The 321-nt window shown below is 36.4% G+C and carries 1 protein-coding gene; it reads right to left on the reverse strand.

Translation table 11 applies throughout. The annotated features are described in order from the left end of the window. Window positions 1-208: 208 nt before the first annotated feature. A partial coding sequence (locus tag ACTHSP_RS23325; protein ID WP_440347157.1) for a ribosomal protein L7/L12 occupies window positions 209-321 on the reverse strand: 113 nt, incomplete at its 5' end.

Here is a 321-nt window from a genome sequence, read left to right on the forward strand (position 1 = left end):
CGGTAAACGAATAGCTCATATACACTCCGAAAAGCAATTTTAAATAATAGGCCGTCTGAAACAACGGCATGCATCAACCTGATATTTACATTTATTTGCAATGATTTTATAAAGACTATGCAAATAAATGTAAACAATACCTGATGCTTATTTTAAGAAGCAAAATAAGGCTGGCAGAAAACTGCCAGCCTTTATAGGAAGCATCAAATTATTTGATTTCGACTTTAGCGCCGGCTTCTTCCAGTTGTTTTTGGATGTCTTCAGCTTCAGCTTTAGAAACACCTTCTTTCAGAGTTTTAGGTGCACCGTCAACGATGTCTT

It is taken from the genome of Neisseria sp. P0001.S005, from assembly GCF_051963715.1.